Below are 20,826 nucleotides of genomic sequence, written 5' to 3'. Positions count from 1 at the left end.
TCTCGGAAACGCTATCGATAACGTTATCGGCGATTTTGAAACAATCTATTGGTACTTTTTTCGGGTTTTTGAATCAGGTATCCGATATTTAAGTAGTTAATTAATAATAACCTAAATGTTTTTATGATGAGTAAGTTTGATAGAAGGCTGATCTTTATTGGAATCTTTTTGATTATGTGTGGATTCAATATGCAAAAAGATAAGGTTACACTTTATTCCATTGGTGATTCCACCATGAGCAAGGCTAATACTGCTGATAATTATCCTGGCAGAGGTTGGATGCAGATGATAGATCAGTTTTTTGATGGTTCTATAAATATTGTGAATCAGGGAGCTAGCGGACGCAGTTCTAAATCTTATAGAAATGAAGGATTATGGAACAAAGTGATTAACCGAGTAAAAGAAGGTGATTATGTATTTATCCAATTTGGACATAATGATGCAAAAGAAGATACACTGCGTCATACAGATCCTCAAACAACTTTTAAAGAAAATATCAGAAACTATGTGAATGAAGTAAGGGCGAAAAAAGCAAACCCAATTTTATTGACTTCTATCGTAAGAAGAAACTTTGACAAGAGTGGAAAACTGGTAGACACCCATGGTGAATATGTTACGGTAGTCAGAGATCTCGCAAGAGAAATGAATGTACCCTTAATTGACTTAAACAAAAAAACTGCTGAATTGGTAGAAAATCTTGGTCCTGAAGAGTCAAAAAAACTGTATATGTATGTCGAGCCGGGCGTTACAGCTAAGCTTCCTAAAGGAAAGAAAGACGATACTCATTTATGCGAAGCAGGCGCTCTGAAAGTTGCAGAATTAGCCACACAAGGCCTTAAAGAAATAAAAAATCCATTAGCTAAATACCTTGTAAAATGAGAAAAACAGGAATTAAATATTCATTTATTATAGTCTTAATAGCACTGTTTGCTTTTAAATGGTATAAAGAAACACCTGTAATTCACTCTATAGGAGATTCTACGATGTGTAATTTTGAGGAGAGTTACCTTAATAAATTCGGAGGAGAAGGTTACCCAATTAGGGGTTGGATGCAAATGATGCCGGAATTTGTTAAACCTGGTGTTAAGATAAACAATGCTGCGAGAAGTGGAAGAAGTTCGAAAAGTTTTAGAGATGAGGGGTTTTGGGATAAAGTGAAAGCGCAGATAAAACCTGGAGATTATGTGTTCATCATGTTTGGCGGAAATGATCAAAAACCAGATACCTTACGCCATACTGATCCCTGGACTACCTATAAGCAAAACCTGATAAATTATGTAAACGAGTCGAAAAAGCTTGGCGCTAATCCTATATTATTTACTTCTATTGTTAGACGTAAATTCGATAAGAATGGTAAACTGGTAGATACTTATGGCGATTACATACTTGCTGTACGTGATGTTGCAAAAGAATTAAATGTTCCTTTGGTAGATCTTAATAAATTAAGCGCCGAATTGGTTCAAAACTATGGCATAGAGAAATCTAAAGAACTGTTTTTGCATATAGAACCTGGACGTTTTTCCAAGTTTCCGGAAGGTAAAAAGGATGATAGCCATTTATGTGTTGAAGGTGCAAGAAAGATTGCAGAATTAGCGGCAAAGTCTATGAAAGAACAGAAGCTGGCTGTAACAGAGTATCTTAAGTGAACTTAGCGCTACGCAGCATGTTTCATAATTGAATATCATTTTGGTAATCAGTTCTTTGTCGCAGGGTCCTCTTTGAGAGACCGCTGCTCGGACGACAATTATTTGTCGCTGTCCGGGTTTGTTATACTGTCCAAGCGGGGTCTTTCACAAAGAAGACCCTGCGCAAACCAAAAAAACATATCAAGATTACCCCTTATCCGCCCTTTGGGCACCTTCTCCCAGAGGTAGAAGGCGATTATAGGAGAGGTAACGCAAGCTGTCATGTGGCAGTAATGTTAATTTTCGAATTGTCCTTCTCTATGCTCCTCCAAGGGGTTCCCTCGGAACAAAGGAGTCCCTTCCGGAAGGGAGAAGGTGGCTGAAAGCGGATGAGGGAGATTAAGCGAGGTCGTATTGTTTACTTCTTTAATTAATCAAAATCTAACAACTCTTTTGTTGATAAACATTACTATCCGTAGAAACCTTTCACTAAACACTTCCTTCAGACAGATTATGGATTGATATATAAATGATTCGAGAGACATATGTCCGTTCCTAAATCCACTTTACAAGTTTGGACAAAATCCTAACTTTAAAGAACAATGGAAAAACCAAGAAAAGGAAAGAGCAAAGGTCGTACTCCTTTATTCGAAGACAGTTTTAAAATTGCAGTTGCCCGAGAATATATTTTGGGTGACTATAGCGCCAGTCAGGTTGGCAAGAAATACAATTTAAATTCAGACAATGTATTTTACTTTGTAAAGTGGTACAATAAGCATCATCCTGACCCAGCCCCAGAGACAAGTTCTCCTGCGGAATTAACGCCCTCAAACACCGCTAAGCTTGAAGAGGAATTAGCGTTGGCAAAACTTAAGATCACCGCATTAGAAATGCTCATTCGTAATGCCGAACGGGAAATGGGGGTAGATATTGTAAAAAAGCCTGGTACCAAACAGTAGGACAAATGAAAGAAATATATCATGAAATTTCCCTAACAACAATTTGTGCTTTGTTTGGTAAAAGTCGTCAAGGTTGGTATCAGCTAGCTGAAAATAAGGGACAGAAACAACTACAAAGAACTTTAGTGATAGAACAGGTTCGACAAATAAAAAGTGAATTGCCCCACATCGGCGGCCTTAAGATGCACTCCATGCTGCAAAAATTCCTATCTGCTCATCAGATTTCGATGGGAAGAGATGCTTTTTTCTGCTTATTAAAGGAAAATAATTTGCTGGTTAAGCCCCGGAGATTATATGCCAGAACGACCAATTCCTTTCATCATTTTAAGAAATGGCCGGATCTGGTGCAAAGACGTAAAGCTATAATGGCAGAAGAAATATGGGTGAGCGATATTACCTATTTAAAAACAAAAAAGGTTTTATCTATCTTAGTTTGATTACAGATGCTTATTCAAGAAAAATTGTAGGTTATAACTTAAGTCGAAACTTAAAAGCAGAAGGATGCATAAAAGCATTTCAGATGGCGTTAAAATCAAGATTATACCCAAAAAGACCTCTTATTCATCACTCTGACAGGGGAATTCAATACTGCTGTGACGATTATGTCCAATTATTGATCAGCCAAAATGTACAAATTAGCATGACGCAAAATGGAAGCCCTTATGATAATGCTATCGCAGAGCGGGTGAATGGTATTTTAAAACAAGAATTTAATCTATACCAATCTTTTGACTCATACCAAAAAGCTAAAGATGCAGTAGAAAACGCAATTATCAGTTATAACCAGATCAGACCCCACTTCTCTTGCCAGCTTCAAACACCACAAGCAAAACATGCATCAAGTAATGCATGGTAAAGTGAAATCAGGAAAATAAAATTTAGTGTAAAGTAATATCGGGAAAATAATATAAATTGTAAACCAAAATTAGTAATTACCGTCCAAATTTGTCAAGTAAATCTAGTATAGGACACAGTAATTAAATACAGGACAAACAAGGATTGAACTCGGGCAAAATAGGGATATTTTCCCTGTTTTGTCCGAGTTTCATCCGTCTTTTATCCGAGTTTCATCCGAGTTTCAATCGAATATATTAGGGTTTATTCCTCAACCTGTCTTATCTCTATGTTTGCTGCGAGGACCTAAGTATTTTTCTTTGTCGCAGATTTACCTTGGAAGACCGCTGTCCCGGAACGGGAATTATTGTCGCTATCCTGATTTATTATATGGCAAAGCAGGGCCTTCATTCAGAAGGCCCTGCGCAGACTAAAAACTTTTATTTCTTAAATTTAGATGGGGTGACGAGAACTTTTAAGCCAACCGTTTTTATTTTTTAAAGGCTAACTTATTTGATCGACAGAACTTTTGCTGAAGCAGCGGGAATGGTAATGTTTCCTTTTAAACTATCGTCATCTAAAGTTTTCCAGTTTCCTTTGGGAAGGCTAAAGGAACGCACCTCTTTTGAGGATGGATTGACAATAACCATCCCTTTTGAAAATTTTCGAATCCATAAGCCCGAATCCAGTTTTACGGGTTCTGCTATAGGCTCACCAATATCAGTATCCATTTCCTTCCTGTACAGATAATGATGGTAAATGGTTTTATCTGTATAACCCACCATCGCTAAAAGGCTTTTAGGACCTCTGCTCAATAAATAACTGCCAATGGCGTATTCTACCTGGTCTTTTGGCCAGTCTGCGGCACTTTCACCTTTCAGTTGGTTAATAGAAATATAACCTTTTTCAGAAGCGATTTTATTGATAATAGCTATGGCTTCTTCCCATTTCTTATCGGTTATTTTTATACCTCTATGTACAAAACCATTCTCATCTAACCAGGCGTCAACGGCGTTAATAGTATTTAGCACTACATTTTCAGGTGCTGTGGTGGCTTTAATATTGGCTACTACAGCTACACCTAAAGGATTCAATCTTTCTTTTAAAAATTGCATCCACTCCATCATACTTTTATGGAAAGCAGGATCGTTTCTTTGGCCAGTATATAGTTGCACCCATTTTTCTGCAGAATATCTGCCAACTGCTTTTGGCCAGTTACCCAGATCAACATTATCCATAGCGACCATTTTATATCCGGAATTTACTGCCGGAAGAATAAACTTCTGCAGATAAAATTCACGTACTTCCGGATTAGAAACATCTAACGGTACGAGCCCTCCATAGCTATAAATGTATCCATATGCGGGAGTTTTCTTGTCTTCCTGGTACATAATCCAGTCGGGGTGATTTTCCTGATACCATTTGATATCCAATTTTCTGTCCGGATTACGGATAGATGGAAAATATTTACTGCCTGTAACCCCAGCAGGTTGTTGAGCCAAACGTGAACCCCAGATATAATATACTTTATTTTGGTTCTGCTGATATAGGGATTTGTCTTTTATTTGATTGTCAAAAATCTGGGCTAAAGGAATACCGTTTAATGGAACCTGATTAAACAAATTTGCCTTGTCCTGAGCAAATATATTGGTAGACAAGGCAAATGCGAAAAGGCTTAACAGGATGTTCTTTTTCATCTGTTTATACTTTTAGATTATGCTTCTTTTGCTTCTGCAACCGAAGATAGTAAACTAGCTGAAGCTTTATCTAAATAGAAGCTGCAATTTGGATGTAACTGTAAGATACTCGCCGGAAATAGGTTGCTTACTCTTTCTTCCAAACTATCTTTTACTGCTTTAGCCTTTCTTTCGTCTGGTACAGAGCAAATGATATGTTTAGATTTCATAATCTGTTTTACAGACATGCTGATAGCTTGTGCGGGAACTTCGTCTATAGAAGTAAACCAACCCTCGCCAAATTGTTGTTGACGGCATTGTTCGTCAAGATTAACAATTAAATAAGGTTCTTCTGTGTCAAAATCTGCCGGAGGATCGTTGAATGCTAAGTGGCCATTTTCACCAATCCCAACTAAAGCAACATCAATAGGGTGTTTTTCAATAAGGGCTTTTAATTTTGCGATTTCCTCTTCAGCATTTACTTCACCATTAATCAGATAAGCTTCTTTTAAAGGAGAAACCTTATCTAAAAAGCGCTCTTTTAAATATTTTCTAAAGCTGGCAGGTTCAGTTACCGGTAAGCCTATATATTCATCAAGATGAAACATAACAACTTTACTCCAGTTTATGCCTTCTCTAATGAGTTGATTGATTGTCTCGAACTGACTGGTTCCTGTCGCAAGTATAACGTTTGCCTGCCCTTTTTCTTCAATCGTTTTTTTGATTAAATCGGCCGCATATTTCCCTGCAACCTCGCCAAGTTTAGACGGGTTTTCAGAAATAGTGATTTTCATGTATTAAAAAATTATTTGTTAAAAAATATTAAAATGTTGTATTACTGCCTCTTTTAGGTAGTACTCCTGTATTACCTCCCGCGAGTAGTTTAACGTCAACAGGTTCGTTAGTTTGCCATTTTCCTCTTGTAAAATCGGGTACATCAATAGAATTTGACCTGTTATTCACAGATTGTTCGCTAAGTGGTCCAAGAGCACTCCAAAGTGCAGTATCATAAACATCAATGTCAAATGGAATCCCATTTCGGAGACAGTCGATTGTTCTCCAATCCATAATGAAATCCATACCTCCATGTCCTCCAAACTTCTTGGCTATGTCTCCAATTTTTTTAGATATCTCTGGTCTGTATTTTTCCTGTAAAGCTTTAAATTCTTCATCGGTAGCCCACTTATGTCCCATAGCAATCTTTTCTGGGAGAGGAAATCCCTGTGCAGAAGCTTTAGTTCCGCTTACTAAATGTATACGTGAGTAGGGGCGTGGAGAAGTTACATCATGCTGTATCATTAATGATCTACCCTTGCTGGTTTTAATAATACTGGTATTCATATTTCCTCTGAAAGACTTGTTTACATAAGTCTTGTATGAAGGATCTGTTTCTGCCAGCTCCCTTGCCATATTCCCCATCATAAAATCATTAGACGACAAGGAAACCAGATAATCCATTTTATCGCCACGGTTTAGATTCATAATCTGGCTTACAGGACCAAGACCGTGGGTAGGATAGAGGTTTCCATTACGAAGGTTCTCTTTTAAACGCCACTGTTCCCAATACTTTTCTTTTGAAAAATTTCCCTCTAGTAAATCGTGGATATACGCACCTTCACAATGTATAATATCACCAAAAAATCCTTGTCTGGCCATATTCAGAGTTAACAACTCGAAGAATCCGTAACAACAGTTTTCAAGCATCATACAATGCTTTTTGGTTTTTTCAGACGTTTCTACCAATTCCCAACATTCATCTATGGTTTTCGCTGCCGGCACCTCAACACAAACATGTTTCCCGTGGTTCATAGCGTAAACCGCCATTGGAGTATGTAAATGCCATGGTGTAGAGATATAAACCAGGTCTATATCTGCCCGTTCACAAAGTTTTTTCCATTCATTTTCCTTGTCGGTGTATATAGTTGGGCTATGTTTACTTCCATTTAATTTTTGTTTCGCGGCATTTGCTTTTTCAGATCTGATATCACATATCGCTTTAATATCAACCCCTTCTATATGAGAAACTCTGAAAACCGCTGCCGAACCACGGTTTCCAACACCAATAAAGCCTACTCTTACAGTGTCTAGTTTTGGTGCAGCATAACCAGACATATTGAAGGTTTGAGATCCGGAAATACTTTCTGCAAATGGATGATTTGATTTTAAGTTTGTCGGGTTTGTAAAACCTTGTAATAAATTTGAACCAGCGATACTTGCACCAGCCAATCCGGTAAACTTCAGGAATTCTCTACGGTTATTCTTCATATTTATAATTTTAGGTGCTAAAATGATATTACAAATAGGCTTTTTATGAGCTTGTTTCTCAAATGTATTAAATAGAAAACAAGGTTTGGATACCTTTTATAGAATAAAATAGCGAGAACGTTATCGATACCGTTGTCGGAATACAGGCACAAATGACTATTAATGTTTAATGGAAAAGTCCGAAGACTGAAAGACCGGTGTCCGAAGTCTGGTTGTCGATAGTCTATGGTCGATAGTCCATAGTCCATAGTAAATCTACTAATGAACTGAAAAAGTCCGAAGACTGAAAGACCGGTGTCCGAAGTCTGGTACGATAAAGATACTAATGAACTAATCTCGCCTCAGTCTTGGTACTTGATACTAAATTAAGACTCTTTTACACTGGATTCTCTGACTATCAGTCTGCCAGGGAAAACCACTTCCTGGGGATGAAAATAAGTTTTGGTAATATGTTTTAAAAGCAATTCACAACTTTTTCTGCCTATATCTAAAGCGGGTTCGGCAATGGTAGTTAAAGAAGGGGATATGATTTCTGATGAAGGGTCGTTGGTAAAACCGATAATTCCAATCTCTTTTCCAATTGCTATACCTTTACTTTTTAGAAGCATCATAGCGCCAATGGCTTTACGATCATTAGCAGCAAATATGGCATCTGGTTTATCCTTACACTCCATAAGCTTTTCGGCATCTTTTTTTCCATCTTCCTGCGAGAAACCAGAATGGATTATCCATTCTTCATGAATTGGAAGCTGATGTTTTGTCATCGCATCTATATAGCCTTTTAAACGATTTTGAGTAAAGGTGAGTCCGATAGGACCAGCTATATGAGCGATTTTTTTGTAACCATTATTAATCAAATGTTCTACACCTTCAAATGCGCCGTTATAATCATCCTGCATTACTTTAGATGCTTCCATGTTGTTTACAACCCGATCGAAAAAAACGATAGGAATTCCATTAGCCATTACTTCTTCGAAATGATCTATAGCATCTGAGTTTGAAGCTACGGACACTAATAGTCCGTCTAAGCTTGTGATTGGAAGATTATCGATAATAGAAAGTTCCCTGTCAGGGGAATCATTGGTAACATACAGCACAATATTGTACCCATTCTCATATGCCACCTCTTGTATACCGGTAATTACTGTAGAAAAGTAGTAATTGGTGATAAAAGGTAAAATGACTGCTATATTATGACTGTTTCTTTTTGCCAGTCCGGTTGCATTGAAGTTAGGTTTGTAATTTAATTTTGCCGCCATTTCCAAAACACGCTCTCTGGTCTCTTTATTAACATCATAAGTATCTCTTAGTGCTCTGGACACTGTGGAAACAGAAATATTGAGTTCTCTGGCTATATCTTTAATGGTAATGAAGCGCTTCATGAAGTGATCGTATCAAAATTGATTGTTGTGAAAATATTAAATATTAATTTGATACGCAAGGGCGAAGTGGACGTAATAATTGTTAGTAGGTTTGTTGTTAGTGCCTGTCTTGCTGGATAATTGGTTCGTTAGTATATTAGAATGTACTCTGTAAGCAGCTTGTGCCAATTGTCGTCCATTAAGAGAAAATTCCCCCTCATCCGTCCTTTGGACACCTTCTCCCTCATGGAGAAGGGGAAAAGATGAATGGATAGTAGTGATAAAATACAGGCTTTTTAAATTTTATACTTCCGTTGATAGAACGAACTCGGCATAATAAGATTTGGCAGCGTAATCCAATCAATCTTTTTGCAGATCCTAGATAAAGCACTGCCACCGCAATCTGACGTGGAGCATAAACAACAATAAACCACTACCATACACACGTGTGGAGATTGCATTCACAAAAGATTGATTGAGATGAAGCAACAAAGATTATTCGCCGACGGCTCTTTGGTTCTTTCCAGCTGAAGGGAAAGAACTAGGCCCTGTCCGGCTCCCGAAGCGAGTTCGGGACAAGCTAATGAGGACGGAAAGCCCTGTGTAAAGGGAAAAAGTAATACGATTAAAAGAGATCCTTCCTATTGTCAGGATTATAATATAGAACAGATTAAGCCCCTCATCCGTCCGTTGGACACCTTCTCCCTCATGGAGAAGGGGAAAAGATGAATGGATAGTAGTGATAAATTAGGTTTTCTGCTTTTTTTAAGGTCCATTCGTATAGCTTTGTACACTTAGCTATTAATCTATCAAACTTCGGTCTTCAGTCTCTCTGCTTCGGACTTCCGACATCTTACGGATTTCGAGAACGTTTCCGCTTTTTATCTCCTAAAAGCATAGCGATAAACGGCTTATAATTCTCTAAATTAGAGAAAAACAAATATTCAGATTATGCTGTCCAGAAGAAAGTTTATAAAAAATGGGGTACTTGTTAGTTCAGCAATGGCTTTGCCTTATACTAATTTTGCGGCTGTTTCAGGAACGGGCGATGTTGTACGTCTGGGAATTATTGGGGCAGGAACAAGAGGTACCGGAATTGCTAAGCTATTAAAAAAGCTTCCGGGTTTAAGTGTTACAGCTTGTTGTGATATTATGCCTGATAATTTAACCGGAATATTAACGCATACTCCACCCAACACCCAAAAATATATAGATTACAGACGTTTACTGGAAGATAAGAACGTGGACGCGGTTATAGTAGCAACACCTTTATACCTTCATTATCCAATGGCTGTTGATGCTTTAGATGCCGGAAAACATGTATACCTGGAAAAGTCGATGACTTATGATATTCCGCAGGCAATAGATCTGGAGAAAAGGGTAAATCGGTCAAAACTTATATTTCAGGTAGGGCATCAGTACCGGTATTTTCAATTATACCATGCTGTAAAAAAAGCGATCGATAATAAATGGTTAGGTGAGGTGACACATTTTGAATGTCAGTATCATCGTAATTCTGACTGGAGATTTCCAGTAAAAACTCCCGGAACTGAGCGTTTGGTAAACTGGAGAATGTATAAGGAATATTCGGGAGGGCTAATGGCTGAGCTATGCGGACACCAGATAGATATTGTGAATTGGATGACTGGTTCTCACCCCGAGAAAGTAACCGGAATAGGCGGGATTGACTTTTGGAAAGATGGTAGGGAAACTTATGATAATGTCAGAGCTATTTTCGAATATCCCGGTGGAGTAAAAGCAAATGTATCTTCAATCCTTTCCAATGCTTATCACGGATATGAGATAAGGATTTTGGGTTCAAAGGCCACCTTACAGATTCAAAGAGATGAAGCGTTTTTATATTCCGAGGCGGTTAAAAAGCAGATCGGTACGGTAGATGGAGTTACCGGAGCGACACTTTTAAATGCAACACAAGGAGAGGCAGTTCCTCTGAAGTTTGAATATCAGGACAGCGAAAAAAGAGATCCAACATCTTATGCATTATTAGATTTTGCTCAATGTATCAGAGAGAATAAAAGGCCATTTGCTGATGTTAAGGCTGGTAAATATGGTGCAATAGCTGTACATATGGCGAATGCGGCAATGGACACTCAGACATTTCAATACTGGAAAAATGAGTATGGAGTTAGTTAATTCCCCGAAGGGGTGTCCTAATGGATTCCTTTGGAACCTTCGGCAAGTTAGTTCATTGGTTGGAATAGTTCATTGGTTTCCCGAAGGAATGTCCAAGTGAATGCTTTCGGCACCTTCGGCGAGTTAGTTGAAATGGTTTATTAGTGATTTCTCTTTAAGCTTTTGGTGCTTTAGATAAAATTCGCCCCATTGCCAATTAAACGGATTTTGGCAATGAGAGCGAACAGATGAAAGATTTAAGAGGTTTGCGAGTTGAACACCTCCCGCCCCTGAATAATAGTCCGCTGGATATTAATGTCTTTATCAAACAAAACGATATCAGCATCTTTACCCAAATTTAAAGAACCTTTTTTATCGGCTATCCCCATAATTCTGGCAGGTGTAGTCGCAGCCATTCTGATAGCTTCTATCAATGGAACATCGGCCAGCGTAATCATGTTCCTTACCAATCTATCAAAAGTTGCCACACTTCCGGCGAAAGAACTTTTGTCTGGTAATTTGGCAACTCCGCCTTCAATAATAACTTTTAGACCATTCTTCAAACTTCCCAGGATACTATCCCCTTCAGGCATTCCTGCACCTCTCATAGCATCCGTAATTAATGCGGTTTTATCAGGGCCTTTTATCTTGTAAATGAGTTTTAGCAGGGGAGCAGGAAGATGTATGCCATCGGCAATAATCTCTACATCCATTTCATCAATCAAGTAACCTGCTTCAACGACTCCGGCATACCTGTAAGCATCTCTTCGGGTAACACCAGACATAGACGAATAGAAATGTGTGGCCAGTGAATAACCATTTTCAAAAGCTTCCAGAGCTTCTTCATAAATCGCATCGGTATGGGCAAGGGCAACCAATATTCCTTTAGATTTCAGATATCGTCCAAATTCTATTGCACCTTTCAATTCCGGTGCCGCGCTCCATCTGCTAATGGATTTAGAGTAATTTAGAATTTCTTCATATTCAGCAGGATCCGGATTGCGTATATAGCGAGGATCCTGAGCGCCACGCTGGCTCATAGCAAAATAAGGCCCTTCCAGATGCATTCCAATAAATTGCGCACCTTTTAAGTTGCTTTTATTGGCAGCTTCATAATTATCCAGTGTTTTAAAAAGATCTTCTTTTTCGCTCGTTAATGTGGTTGGAGACAATGCAGTGGTGCCATATCTAGCATGTGCTTCTGCAATTTTAAGGAATGCATCAGCAGTGCCATCCATAAAATCATGTCCGCCACCGCCGTGAACGTGGATATCTATAAAGCCTGGTGAGATGTAATTTCCACCGGCATCTATACTTTCACAATCGGGAATATCAATATCTCCTGCCTGGATATCAATAATTTTACTGCCCTTAATTAAAATTGTGCCGGATTTAATGATTTTGTAAGGTGTAATGATATCACCATTATGTATTTTTAAATATTTACTCATATTCAATTAGTTGATGGTCCACCTTTTTAGTTTATAACCACGCATAGCATAAAATACTAAAAAAAGATAACATGGCAACAATACCCAATAAGCCTGTCTTGTACTATGGATATCCGCAAAATGGCCATAAAAAAGTGGGATAATCGCATTTCCGCATAAGCCCATAATCATAATAGAAGCTCCTAATTTTGTAAATCTGCCTAATCCATCCAAAGCCAAAGGCCAGATGCCGGCCCAAACTAAAGAGTTAGCCAGTCCAAGTAAAACCACAAACCAGATAGAAACATCTGTCGTATGGCCAAGTATGGTCACTTCCCCGTTTGAAAAAATAATAAGCAAGGTAAACAATGTACCCAAAACGGTGCATAGTCTTAGCGCATTTTTTTGACTGATGAAACGGGGTATGGTCACAATACCTATTATGTAGCCGATAATGGTAGCTCCAAGTGTGTAGGAGGGGAAAGTTTTCGCTTCCATAAGTTCTATTCCCATAGAAGATGCATAGCCAATAATCGTGTCTATTGCTACGACTTGTGTACCTACATGCAGAAAAATCGCTAATGCTCCTAAAATTAAATGCGGGAATTGGAAAATACTGGTTTTGGTAGAGTTTGATTCGGCTAATGTAGCATCTTCTGCTTCTGTATTGATTTCTGGAAGAGGAGAATATAATACGAATATTCCAAGGCCAAGCAGTACTGTACCCACAACAGAATACGGAAGGATAACCCTTCTTATTAATTCATTCAATACGATCTCACGTTCTGCGTTGGACATTAATGGAATCTGCTTGAATAATTCTCCATCGGTTGACTTTAGAATAACGGCGGCAAATAATATTGGGGCTAAAATACCTGCACCTTTATTGCAAATTCCCATAATGCTTATACGTTGGGCTGCTCTTTCTTTTGGACCCAAAACTGTAATGTAAGGGTTTGCTGCAGTTTGTAAAATAGCTAAACCGGCGCCCAGAGAAAATAATCCAAGGAGGAAGACTTCATAGGTCCGGGTATAGGCTGCGGGAACAAATATAAATGCGCCAATGGCCATAATCCAGAAGCCAATCATCATTCCTTTTTTAAAACCAACAGATTTTAGTAAGTAGGATGATGGAACGGATACCACGAAATAGGAAATATAAAAAGCGAACGCCACCAGGTACGATTGAAAATTGGTTAATTCGCATGCGATTTTGAAATAGGGAATCAAGATAGCATTTACCCATGACACAAAACCGAAAATAAAGAATAACAATCCAATAATTAGAATTGAAATAGTAGTGTCTCTCTTACTTAAATAATTAGCTTCTACTGCCTGCATAATATTGACTTAGGTTGTAGAAGCTAAACTATCTAAATAAGCGTGTTAATTATAGCTTTAGGCTATAAAAATGAATGAGAACGTTCTCGATAGCGTTCTCAATTTATGTGTTATTTATATAGATAGAGATTGTTTAAAGAACACTTTTTTGATGGCTTCTTATTACTCTCGGTTTTACCAGAGATGATGAACGTATTTTTTGATTTTATTTTCGTAAACTGCTTTAACAGCCTGCATTTGATCTTCGGTGAGGTCGCTTATCTGTTCTACCTTCAGGTTGTTTTCAATTTGGGCAGGAGTAGAAGCGCCTGGTATAACGCAGCTGATTTCATTAAACTGTAAAATCCATTTTAACGCTACCAGAGCCAGTTCCTGACCAGGGAAAATAGATTTTAAATCGTTAACGGCCTCTAATCCTAGTTGATAATCTACACCAGAAAATGTTTCACCCTTATCAAAGGCTTCTCCATTCCTGTTGAAAAAACGATGGTCATCTTTACCGAAATTAGTGGTTTCTGAGAATTTTCCCGTTAATAATCCACTGGCTAATGGTACACGGGCAATTAAACCTACGTTATTGGCTTTCACTGCAGCAAATAATTCATCAATAGGTTTCTGTCTGAACATATTGAAGATAAATTGAATTGACGTAACATTCTCGTATTTCATCGCCTGCAACCCTTCTGATACCTTTTCGATACTTACGCCCAGGTTTCTGATTTTTCCTTCGTCTTTCAATCTGTCAAAAAGCTCGAAGATTTCGTCTCTATAGAAGACCTCAGTTGGTGGGCAATGCAACTGAATAAGATCAATTACATCCAATTTCATATTTGCGAGTGAGTATTCGACACATTTGCGCAGCGCTTCTACAGTATAAGATTCGTTGATATGTGGAGAGAACTTTCTTCCGCATTTTGTTGCAACAAAAATTTCTTCCGATCTGGATCTTACTACATTTCCAACGGCTTTTTCACTCTCTCCATCACCGTAAACATCAGCAGTATCAATAAAATTGATTCCATTATCAATGGCGGAATTCAGTATTTTTTCGGCATTAGAATGGTCGAATTTTTCTCCCCACTTACCGCCAACCTGCCATGTACCCAGGCTAACTTCAGATATGTTAAAACCGGTCTTACCTAATAATCTATAATTCATGTCGCATAAAATCTAAACTCAAAGTTAGAAAATCAAAAGATAAGTTTTTGGGTAATGTTAAGCATTCGGGAGAGTCGGATGAAGTAAAAAGTAAAAAGTAGAAAGTGGAAAAGTGGCGGGTATGTTCTTGTTTGTCCTTTCTGAAAGATCATTTAAAGGGAGTACCTGGAAAAGAACACTTTCAGGTACTCCGGTGATAAATTTATTTAGGCAACTATGCCAATTTTTTATACTTGATTCTTTTAGGGGCAACATCTCCCAGGCGTTTTTTACGGTTCTCTTCGTATTCGGTGTAATTACCTTCGAAAAAGTAAACCTGCGAATCGCCCTCAAAAGCCATAATATGTGTACAAATACGGTCTAAAAACCAACGGTCGTGGGAAATGATTACCGCACAGCCTCCAAAGTTTTCTAAGGCTTCTTCCAGAGCCCGTAATGTATTTACGTCGATATCATTGGTAGGTTCATCCAATAATAATACATTAGAACCTTCTTTTAAAGTAATCGCTAAATGCGCTCTGTTTCTTTCACCGCCAGATAATACACTAATTTTTTTCTGCTGATCGGCGCCATTGAAATTGAATTTGGAAACATAGGCTCTCGAGTTTACCGAACGATTTCCTAAAATCATAGTCTCGTGTCCGCCGGTGATGTTCTCCCATACCGATTTTTCAGGATCCAAATCGTGATGCATTTGGTCTACATACCCCAGTTTTACAGTTTCTCCGACTCTAAATGTTCCAGAATCAGGTTGTTCCTGACCAGTAATTAATCTGAAGAGTGTGGTTTTTCCTGCACCATTCGGGCCGATAATTCCTACGATGCCGGCAGGCGGTAAAGAAAAAGTCAAATTGTCGAAAAGAACTTTATCTCCATAAGCTTTGGACACTCCAGTAGCTTCGATAACTACATTTCCTAATCGTGGACCTGGAGGGATAAAGAGCTCCAGTTTTTCTTCCCTTTCTTTTGTTTCTTCTGATGCCAGTTTTTCGTAATTGCTTAAACGCGCTTTCGATTTTGCGTGACGAGCTTTAGGTGCCATTCTTACCCATTCCAATTCGCGTTCTAATGTTTTCTGGCGCTTGCTTTCCGTTTTTTCTTCCTGAGACAGGCGTTTTGCTTTTTGTTCTAACCAGGAAGAATAGTTCCCTTTCCATGGAATACCTTCGCCACGGTCCAGTTCTAAAATCCATCCGGCAACGTTATCCAGGAAATACCTGTCGTGGGTTACAGCTATTACTGTTCCCGGGTATTGTTGTAAGTGCAGTTCCAACCAATCTATCGATTCCGCATCCAAGTGGTTGGTGGGCTCGTCCAACAACAATACATCAGGTTGTTGAATTAAAAGGCGACATAATGCCACACGTCTGCGTTCACCACCTGACAAAGTGGCTATTTTAGTGTCTGGTTCTGGACAACGTAATGCGTCCATAGCCCTTTCAAGTTTAGAATCCAGTTCCCATGCATTCACTGCATCAATTTTATCCTGAAGCTCTCCCTGTCTCGTCATCAGTTTATCCATTGCATCAGCATCTTCATAAACTTCGGGCAGGCCAAACTTTTCGTTAATTTCTTCGTACTCTTTTAAGATGTCAACTATTTCTTTAGCCCCTTCTTCAACAACTTCTTTTACTGTCTTGGTATTGTCAAGTTCCGGCTCCTGAGCTAAATAGCCTACAGAATAACCCGGAGAAAACACCACTTCTCCCTGATAAGATTTGTCTAAACCAGCAATAATTTTTAATAAAGATGATTTCCCTGAGCCGTTAAGACCGATGACACCGATCTTGGCACCGTAAAAAAATGATAAATAAATATTCTTTAAAACCTGTTTCTGAGGTGGGTAAATCTTATTTACACCAGCCATTGAAAAGATGATTTTCTCGTCTGACATTGTTTCTTGATTTAATCTTCAAATATCGATAATTAAGTCACAAATGGGTAAATTTTATTTAATTGGTACAACGTATAGCAGATTTTTGATTTTTGGACGTATTGTTGATAAATACTTTAATAAGGGCGCTTTGCTATTAAGAACAAATTGATACATTAGAGCGTTCAACACTTAGAAGAAAGGTATAATAATGGAAGCTAAATTTTCGCCCAGAGTAAAAGACGTGATTTCCTACAGTCGAGAAGAAGCTTTAAGATTGGGTCACGATTATATTGGTACTGAACACTTGTTACTTGGATTGATCAGAGAAGGAGATGGTGTAGCGATAAAGATTTTAAAATCTTTGGGTGTTGATACTACAAAGCTTAGAAAAGCAGTAGAAGATGCTGTTAAAGGCACTTCTGGTATTACCGTTAATTTGGGTAATATTCCGTTGACTAAACAAGCCGAAAAAGTATTGAAGATAACCTATTTAGAAGCAAAAATCTTTAAAAGTGATGTGATAGGTACAGAGCATTTATTGCTTTCTATCCTGCGAGAAGAAGATAATATTGCTTCGCAGATATTGGCGCAGTTCGATCTGAATTACGAAGTCATTAAATCTGAGGTTGAGTTGAATAAAGGAAATTTCAGAGATGAACCTTCCAACTCAACAGCTAGTGGTGATGATGAGTATAGAGAGGAGGAATCTTTTTCTCAACCGAAGAAAGTTTCGGATATCAAATCCAAAACTCCGGTTTTAGATAATTTTGGTAGAGATTTAACCAAAATGGCTGAAGACGGTAAGTTAGACCCCATCGTTGGTCGCGAGAAGGAGATTGAAAGGGTTTCGCAGATCTTATCCCGCAGGAAAAAGAATAATCCAATTTTAATTGGAGAACCGGGAGTTGGTAAGTCTGCCATTGCAGAGGGATTGGCCTTGCGTATTGTTCAACGTAAAGTTTCCCGTGTGTTGTTTAACAAGCGTGTGGTAACTCTGGATCTTGCATCGCTGGTTGCCGGTACAAAATACCGTGGTCAGTTTGAAGAACGTATGAAGGCGGTAATGAACGAACTCGAGAAATCTCCGGATGTGATTTTGTTTATCGATGAGATTCACACTATAGTTGGAGCAGGTGGAGCTTCTGGCTCTTTAGATGCATCAAATATGTTTAAACCGGCTTTGGCCAGGGGAGAAATACAATGTATAGGTGCAACCACTTTAGATGAATATCGTCAGTTTATCGAAAAGGACGGGGCTTTGGATCGCCGTTTCCAAAAGGTGATGATTGAGCCAGCAACACCTGATGAAACGGTTGAGATTTTAAACAGAATTAAAGATAAGTACGAAGAGCACCATGGAGTAAATTACACAGATGAAGCAATTCAGGCTTGTGTGAATTTGACAACTAGATACATTACAGACAGATTTTTACCGGATAAAGCGATAGATGCCTTAGACGAAGCTGGTTCTCGTGTGCATTTAACGAACATTCATGTTCCTCAGAATATCATCGAAATCGAGCAGAAGATAGAAGATGTTAAGGTTGAGAAGAATAAGGTTGTTCGTAGCCAGAAATATGAGGAAGCTGCTAAACTTCGTGATACTGAGAAGAATCTTATCGAAGAATTAGAGAAAGCGAAATCTGACTGGGAAGCGGAAACGAAATCTAAAAGATATACGGTAACTGAAGATAATGTGGCGGAGGTTGTTTCTATGATGACCGGTATTCCGTTACAAAAAGTTGGACAAACAGATAGCCAAAAGTTATTGGGTATGTTTGACAAGATCAACGAGAAAATCATTGGTCAGGATGAGGCTATCAAGAAACTGAGTAAAGCTATCCAACGTACCAGAGCAGGTCTGAAAGATCCTAAGAAACCAATTGGTTCTTTCATATTCTTAGGTCCAACAGGTGTTGGTAAAACAGAATTGGCTAAGGAGCTTGCCCGTTTCATGTTCGATGCAGATGACGCTTTGATTCAAATCGACATGAGCGAGTATATGGAGAAATTCGCGGTTTCAAGACTAGTTGGTGCGCCTCCAGGATATGTTGGTTATGAAGAAGGTGGACAATTAACTGAAAAAGTTAGAAGAAAGCCTTATGCAGTAGTCTTACTCGATGAGATTGAAAAAGCGCATCCGGATGTATTCAATATCCTATTGCAAGTGTTAGATGAAGGTCAGCTGACAGACTCGTTAGGCAGAAAAGTTGATTTTAGAAATACGATCATCATTATGACTTCTAATATTGGTGCAAGACAATTGAAAGAATTTGGCCAAGGTGTAGGTTTTGCTACTTCTGCAAGAACATCACAGGCTGAGGATCATAATAAAACAGTTATTGAAACTGCTTTGAAAAGAGCTTTTGCTCCAGAGTTTTTGAACAGGATAGATGATGTGATTGTATTTAATTCTTTGGAAAAAGAAGAAATCTTCAAAATTATCGATATCGAACTGAAAGCGCTTTTCGGAAGAGTACAAGGTTTAGGTTACAAAGTTAATCTTACAGAAGCTGCTAAAGAATACATTGCCGAGAAAGGTTTTGATTCCAGTTTTGGTGCCCGTCCATTGAAAAGAGCCATTCAGAAGTTCCTTGAAGATCCGATTGCTGAGGAGATTTTGAAAGGTGAACTGAACGAAGGTGATTCGATAGAAGTGGATTACGATAAAAGTAAAGATGAAATAAAGGTAAGTTCTAAAGCTGCTAAGAAGAATAAGAAAAAAGAAGAGGAAAAGGAAAGTGGCGAATAAATAAATGAGAAAAGGGCGCTTTAATGATGAAGGCGCCCTTTTTGTGTTTTATTAGTTCAATTTCAATAGTCAATAGTTCATAGTCACAATATCTCTCAAACGACAATGTTATTATTGTGAATCTATCTGTTGTCTAGAAATTAAATTGTGCTTGGATACGCAGTAAATTTCCTTTTTGTCGGTTATTTCTTAAAACAAAATCTTCGTAAGTGCGATCTGAAATGGTGTAAGCTACAACCAGTTCTAAAAACTTGTTAGGTTGCCATTCTATCCCCGTCTCAAATTCTTTTACTAAATAGCTTCTTGCATCCTTTTCAAATTTCTTACCTCCATCGTAATAATTATACTTGAAGTAAGGATAAATTAAGTCCTTACCAATATTGGCTTTGGCATTTAAAGTAATATAACCGCCTTTTAGATTTCTTACTTCTATAGAATCTGTTTGTTTGTTGTATTGTGGGCCTTTACCAATATTGTATTCTGCCTGGATACCTATTGGTTGAGGGTAAATTACCAGAGTTGCCCCAATTCTTTCGTCTTTGTAGGTCTTGTCTAAATTGGTTTTTACCCCATTGCTTAATAAATCAGAAGGCATAGTGAAATCTCCTGTATAAGCCTGTATTCCTGGCTCTATAAATTGTTTGCCGAAAAGCAGGGGATAGGTGAAACGGCCTACGATATGCTGCTTTTTATTAAGGTCGGCCTTGTTTGCTCCCTGTCCGTTGAAGAAACCAAATCCTGCCATACCGAAATTCCCAGAGCCTTTTAATTTAAGTGTACTGATGGTTTCGAATCTTTCCTGAACGATTTTAGGAGTCCAGTAAATAAAAACGCCTAAATCTCTTTCGTTTACAAAAGCACTGTTTGTGCCGTCAGCTCTGTCTATTGTCAATCTGTTCTGGCTCGACTGCGCGTTTTCAAAACCATAAGGGACTTTACTTTGTCCTATTCTTACTCTGAATATGTTTTCTTTATCTATACCCAAATCTACAAACGCATCTCTAAGTTGCAGATAGTTTAAGGTAGAGCCAGAGGAACTGGCGAAATCCGGTTGAACGTAGAAGTAGATACGTTCATTTACCCATCCATAAAAAACTAATCTTAGTCGTCGAATGAAAAGACCTCCGTCATTTCCCCAGGATTTGTCGCACTGATCGCAGCCTAATTTTTCATTAGTTTCCAACAATCTGTTATAGCGAACTTGTCCATAACCTCTCAAAGAAATAACTTCAAACCATTTACGGTTTCCCAAACTATTTTGTTTTAAAGAATCTGCTGTTTCCGAAAAAGCAGCATGGGAAAAGAATATCGTAGCAAATGTTAAGAAAAAAATCGCGATTCTTTTATTCATGTTAAGTTAATGTGTAACCAATGTTAAATTGATGCAAAACTATGAATAAGAATTCTTTGAATGTT

The 20,826-nt window shown here is 38.3% G+C and carries 16 protein-coding genes; 7 read left to right on the top strand and 9 right to left on the bottom strand.

The genetic code is table 11. The features are described from left to right. The first annotated feature begins 123 nt into the window (after positions 1 to 123). From PEDSA_RS08980 to PEDSA_RS19545, 5 genes are all read left to right on the top strand, one after another. Positions 124 to 879, top strand: coding sequence for a rhamnogalacturonan acetylesterase (locus tag PEDSA_RS08980; protein WP_148233521.1), 756 nt, complete (start codon positions 124 to 126; stop codon positions 877 to 879). Then, positions 876 to 1,646: a rhamnogalacturonan acetylesterase gene (locus PEDSA_RS08975; protein ID WP_013632841.1), complete on the top strand. Its 771-nt coding sequence runs from the start codon at positions 876 to 878 to the stop codon at positions 1,644 to 1,646. The genes PEDSA_RS08980 and PEDSA_RS08975 overlap by 4 nt, the downstream gene beginning before the upstream one ends. A gap of 581 nt (positions 1,647 to 2,227) precedes the next feature. Further along, positions 2,228 to 2,584: a transposase gene (locus PEDSA_RS08970; RefSeq protein WP_013631395.1), complete on the top strand. Its 357-nt coding sequence runs from the start codon at positions 2,228 to 2,230 to the stop codon at positions 2,582 to 2,584. A 5-nt stretch (positions 2,585 to 2,589) separates the two neighbouring features. Continuing rightward, positions 2,590 to 3,021, top strand: a complete 432-nt coding sequence (locus tag PEDSA_RS19550; protein WP_041536934.1) for a hypothetical protein — start codon at positions 2,590 to 2,592, stop codon at positions 3,019 to 3,021. Continuing rightward, positions 2,964 to 3,440, top strand: coding sequence for a DDE-type integrase/transposase/recombinase (locus PEDSA_RS19545; RefSeq protein WP_083811747.1), 477 nt, complete (start codon positions 2,964 to 2,966; stop codon positions 3,438 to 3,440). Before PEDSA_RS19550 ends, PEDSA_RS19545 begins: the two co-directional genes overlap by 58 nt. A gap of 487 nt (positions 3,441 to 3,927) precedes the next feature. Here the strand turns inward: PEDSA_RS19545 and PEDSA_RS08960 are convergent, their stop codons facing one another. The 4 genes from PEDSA_RS08960 to PEDSA_RS08945 form a co-directional block, all read right to left on the bottom strand. Beyond that, on the bottom strand, positions 3,928 to 5,115 hold the full coding sequence (locus PEDSA_RS08960; protein WP_013632840.1) for a putative glycoside hydrolase: 1,188 nt from the start codon (positions 5,113 to 5,115) through the stop codon (positions 3,928 to 3,930). 17 nt (positions 5,116 to 5,132) lie between these two features. Then, a complete protein-coding gene (locus PEDSA_RS08955) occupies positions 5,133 to 5,888 on the bottom strand; it encodes a glucosamine-6-phosphate deaminase (RefSeq protein ID WP_013632839.1) in 756 nt (251 codons plus the stop codon). Positions 5,889 to 5,916: 28 nt separating this feature from the next. After that, positions 5,917 to 7,359, bottom strand: coding sequence for a Gfo/Idh/MocA family protein (locus PEDSA_RS08950; protein ID WP_013632838.1), 1,443 nt, complete (start codon positions 7,357 to 7,359; stop codon positions 5,917 to 5,919). Positions 7,360 to 7,724: 365 nt separating this feature from the next. Beyond that, positions 7,725 to 8,741 (bottom strand): LacI family DNA-binding transcriptional regulator, encoded by a 1,017-nt coding sequence (locus PEDSA_RS08945; protein WP_013632837.1) that lies wholly within the window; start codon positions 8,739 to 8,741, stop codon positions 7,725 to 7,727. A gap of 930 nt (positions 8,742 to 9,671) precedes the next feature. On the opposite strand from PEDSA_RS08945, the gene PEDSA_RS08940 reads away from it, so the two are divergent. Beyond that, positions 9,672 to 10,874, top strand: a complete 1,203-nt coding sequence (locus tag PEDSA_RS08940) for a Gfo/Idh/MocA family protein (RefSeq protein WP_013632836.1) — start codon at positions 9,672 to 9,674, stop codon at positions 10,872 to 10,874. 236 nt (positions 10,875 to 11,110) lie between these two features. Here the strand turns inward: PEDSA_RS08940 and nagA are convergent, their stop codons facing one another. The 4 genes from nagA to ettA all read right to left on the bottom strand — a co-directional run bounded on the left by nagA (position 11,111) and on the right by ettA (position 16,676). After that, entirely contained in the window at positions 11,111 to 12,304 is a 1,194-nt protein-coding gene (gene nagA, locus PEDSA_RS08935) for an N-acetylglucosamine-6-phosphate deacetylase (protein WP_013632835.1), read from the bottom strand. Between the two features lie 6 nt (positions 12,305 to 12,310). Beyond that, on the bottom strand, positions 12,311 to 13,624 hold the full coding sequence (locus tag PEDSA_RS08930; RefSeq protein WP_013632834.1) for a sugar MFS transporter: 1,314 nt from the start codon (positions 13,622 to 13,624) through the stop codon (positions 12,311 to 12,313). A gap of 174 nt (positions 13,625 to 13,798) precedes the next feature. Continuing rightward, a complete protein-coding gene (locus PEDSA_RS08925) occupies positions 13,799 to 14,782 on the bottom strand; it encodes an aldo/keto reductase (RefSeq protein WP_013632833.1) in 984 nt (327 codons plus the stop codon). A 214-nt stretch (positions 14,783 to 14,996) separates the two neighbouring features. Next, positions 14,997 to 16,676 carry an energy-dependent translational throttle protein EttA gene (ettA, locus tag PEDSA_RS08920; RefSeq protein WP_013632832.1) on the bottom strand — a complete coding sequence of 560 codons (1,680 nt, stop codon included), beginning with the start codon at positions 16,674 to 16,676 and terminating at the stop codon, positions 14,997 to 14,999. A 190-nt stretch (positions 16,677 to 16,866) separates the two neighbouring features. Between ettA and PEDSA_RS08915 the strand changes: the two genes are divergently transcribed. Further along, the gene (locus tag PEDSA_RS08915) at positions 16,867 to 19,410 is read left to right on the top strand and encodes an ATP-dependent Clp protease ATP-binding subunit (RefSeq protein WP_013632830.1); all 2,544 of its coding nucleotides are present in this window, start codon (positions 16,867 to 16,869) and stop codon (positions 19,408 to 19,410) included. Between the two features lie 133 nt (positions 19,411 to 19,543). On the opposite strand, the gene PEDSA_RS08910 is transcribed toward PEDSA_RS08915, so the two are convergent. Next, positions 19,544 to 20,761 carry a porin gene (locus PEDSA_RS08910; RefSeq protein ID WP_013632829.1) on the bottom strand — a complete coding sequence of 406 codons (1,218 nt, stop codon included), beginning with the start codon at positions 20,759 to 20,761 and terminating at the stop codon, positions 19,544 to 19,546. Positions 20,762 to 20,826 lie beyond the last annotated feature (65 nt).

It is taken from the genome of Pseudopedobacter saltans DSM 12145 (genome assembly GCF_000190735.1).
Classification (GTDB): domain Bacteria; phylum Bacteroidota; class Bacteroidia; order Sphingobacteriales; family Sphingobacteriaceae; genus Pseudopedobacter; species Pseudopedobacter saltans.
The sequence above is the reverse complement of the archived record's forward strand: the minus strand, read 5'-3'. Positions and strand labels throughout refer to the sequence as shown.